General features: G+C 53.7%; 2 protein-coding genes and 1 pseudogene. 2 read left to right on the top strand and 1 reads right to left on the bottom strand.

The window, feature by feature from the left end:
• Nucleotides 1-135: 135 nt before the first annotated feature.
• On the top strand, nucleotides 136-930 hold the full coding sequence (thiF, locus tag Q0256_RS01265; protein ID WP_297959293.1) for a sulfur carrier protein ThiS adenylyltransferase ThiF: 795 nt from the start codon (nucleotides 136-138) through the stop codon (nucleotides 928-930).
• 525 nt (nucleotides 931-1,455) lie between these two features.
• Entirely contained in the window at nucleotides 1,456-2,217 is a 762-nt protein-coding gene (locus tag Q0256_RS01260; RefSeq protein ID WP_297959291.1) for a thiazole synthase, read from the top strand.
• A 687-nt stretch (nucleotides 2,218-2,904) separates the two neighbouring features.
• Here the strand turns inward: Q0256_RS01260 and Q0256_RS01255 are convergent.
• Nucleotides 2,905-3,113 (bottom strand): annotated as a pseudogene (locus Q0256_RS01255) (hypothetical protein); the annotation flags it as partial.

The following is a 3,113-nucleotide window of genomic DNA, read 5'->3' as shown; positions in this document are numbered from 1 at the left end:
TGCGTAGATCTCTACCGCGACTGTGCCGCAATACCGTTAAATGCGCGCTATGTTCGCGCAGATATGAGGCGCCGCGTGTAAGTTTGAATTTGCGCGATAAATTTAGACGGCAAAAAGATAAAATTTAGGATCAAAATGCAGATAAAATTAAACGGCAAAGCTTACGAAACGGGCGCGAGCGATCTTGAGGGCCTCAAGCGCGAAGTTAAATTTAGCGGCGAGATCGCCGTGATAAACGGCTATGCAAGCACGCAAAACTGCGAGCTGAAGGCGGGCGATGAGCTCTTTTTGCTCGCGCGCGGTGCGGAGCTGGCGCCGCAGGAGCTTCGCGAGCTGATGCTTGCTCGCAACGCTCCCGCCGTAAACGCCGCGTTGCAAGGTTCGCGCGTGGCGATCTGCGGGCTCGGCGGGCTCGGCTCCAACGTCGCGATCTTGCTTGCGCGCGCGGGCGTGGGCGAGCTCTTTTTGATCGACTTTGACGTCGTCGAGCCGACCAACCTGAACCGCCAGCAGTACGAGATCGGCGATCTTTACAAGCCCAAAACCGCCGCTTTGCGCGAAAAAATCGCGCGTATAAACCCGTTCGTGCGCGTGCAAACCTTAAACGAGCGACTTACCGCGCAAAACGTAGCCGAAATTTTAAAAAACGAGCGTATAATTTGCGAGTGCTTCGACGACGCGGCGGCGAAAGCGATGATTTTTGACGCGCTTGGCGGCACGGATCGCTTTTTGATCTGCGCTAGCGGCATGGCGGGCAGCGGCGATGCCAACGATATCCGCACGACGCGGCTAGGCAAAAACGTCTTCGTCTGCGGCGACTGCAAAAGTGCCGCAGCTCAGGGTGTGGGGCTGCTCGCGCCGCGCGTGGCGATCTGCGCCGCACATCAAGCAAACGTCGCGCTTAGGCTGATTTTGGGCGAGGAGAGCTAAGCCTGGCCGTTCATCGCGCGCCTGCATTTCTAAATTTGCGCGCCTTTGTGCATTGCCGCTAAATTTAAGCCTTGCGCGATTGTTTTGAGAAACAGGCGAGCGTTTCGGCGGCATACAGCGCGTTTAAAAGTAGTGTGAAATTTACTGCGCGCCGCGTAAATTTAGCCGCGATATGCAAATTTAAACGATGAAATTTAAACCATTTGCCGTGCGCAGCTCGTAGATAAGTAAAATTTTAAAATTTATTCGGCGCGAGCAAGCTGCTTTTGAACGTAGGATTTAAAATTTCGTGCAGCAAAGCGAGCCGCAGTCTGCGCGTTAAATTTTAAAATTTTTGTGTCGTGGCTAAAATTTGACGGAAAATTTTAGGTTTCGATGCGCCCCGTGCAGCGCGTAAAATAGCGATAGAAGCAAGGCGCACAATCTGTGCCGCAATCTCGCGCCGTGTATAATGCGCCACGCGGGCACTGATATTGCGCTATCTACGCCGTATGTGAAAACAAAATTTAAACTAAAGAGGATAGAATGGACGATAAACTGATCTTAGGCGGCAAGGAGTTTAGCTCGCGCCTGATAATGGGCTCTGGCAAGTTCGATCACGCGATGATCGACGCCTGCGTGCGGCACGCGGGCTGCGAGATCGTCACGCTTGCGCTGCGTCGCGTGAACGAAAGTAAAAGCCGCAATATCTTGGATTTCATCCCTCGCGGCGTCACGCTGCTGCCAAACACCAGCGGTGCGCGAAACGCCGAGGAGGCGCTGCGGATCGCACGGCTCGCGCGCGAGCTGGGCTGCGGCGACTTTGTAAAGATCGAGATCATAGGTGATAGCAAATACCTTCTACCCGACAACGCCGAGACGATCAAGGCCTGCGAGGCCCTGGCGCGCGAGGGTTTCGTGCCGCTTGCCTACATGCACGCCGATCTGTGCGTCGCGCGCGATCTAGTAAGCGCAGGGGCCGCCGCCGTGATGCCTTTGGCCGCGCCGATCGGCTCCAATCGCGGGCTGATGATGCGCGGGATGATCGAAATTTTGCTTGACGAAATCGACGTGCCGATCATCGTAGATGCGGGGCTCGGCGCGCCTAGCGAGGCCTGCGAGGCGATGCAGATGGGCTGCGCTGCGGTGATGGTAAATACGGCGATCGCCACGAGCGGGGATCTGGCGCTGATGGCGCGGGCGTTTGCGCTCGGCGTGCAGGCGGGGCGCGATGCCTATCTGGCGGGGCTCGGCGCCGTTTGCAAAACAGCCTGCGCAAGCTCGCCGCTAACGGGATTTTTGAGGTAGCGGTTAAAATTTTAAACGCGCTTGGTTACGCGAGCCATGTTTTTTGCGCCGAATTTGCATTTCTTGGGCTATAGATACATATCGTGCAAGCTCGGCGTGACAGCCGATAGACACGGCGCAAAATTCCTGTGGTGCGATAGGAAGCTTTAAAATTTCACACTTTGATTAAAGCCCGGCACGTTTTGCCGGGTACGGGGCGAGATATGGAGCTTTAAAATTTCGCGCGCCGCATTTGAAATTTTAAAATTCGCGCTGCGTAAATTTGCGCCCAAAAGGCACGTAGAGCGTGCTGTGCGGCTTGTAATACCGCTACGAGCGGTACGTAGATTTTGCAAGTCCCGCTTGCAATGCGGAGCGTCGTCGTAAAATACGCGGCGCGTTGTTTCGCATTTCGCACAAGGAGCGGTAACATAGAGCTCGCGAGCTTGAAATCGCGCCCGCTCTTGGCGTAAAAGCGCCACAGCAATTAGCGAGGAATTTTAAATTTTACGCAGCCAAAATTTATTATAGCGCAAGCTCATCGTAGCTTTGGCGCGTTTAGCGCGCGAGTAAATTTGCGGCGCGATTCGCACACCCGCGCCTTTCGGGCGAAGCGGGTGCATTAAATTTAGCGTGCAAGGCGGTGGAATTTTAAATTTTACCGGGCTGAAAGTAGCCCGATTAAGAGAAGCTAGATCAATCAGCGGGCTATTTTATTAGTATGTCGTATTTGTCACAAGTCATTTGCAAGCTGCTCCTATCTTCATTGCTTAAAAATTCTTCCTTTCTCCCTAATTCGCAAGCCTTTTTATAATATTGCACCGCTCTTTCTTTATCGCTACGAGCTTCAAGAACCGAAGCGAAATTCCCGCAAGCTATCCAAACTCCTGCATCGCAAGCTCTTCTGTAATATTCCA

This window comes from uncultured Campylobacter sp. (assembly GCF_937949835.1).
In the GTDB taxonomy this organism is placed as follows: Bacteria; Campylobacterota; Campylobacteria; order Campylobacterales; family Campylobacteraceae; genus Campylobacter_B.
The sequence above is the reverse complement of the archived record's forward strand: the minus strand, read 5'-3'. Positions and strand labels throughout refer to the sequence as shown.

What these genes read in the sequence shown, in the direction of transcription:
- Q0256_RS01260 (WP_297959291.1), top strand. Translation starts at nt 1,456, where the DNA reads ATGGACGATAAACTGATCTTAGGCGGCAAGGAGTTTAGCTCGCGCCTG.
- thiF (WP_297959293.1), top strand. Translation starts at nt 136, where the DNA reads ATGCAGATAAAATTAAACGGCAAAGCTTACGAAACGGGCGCGAGCGAT.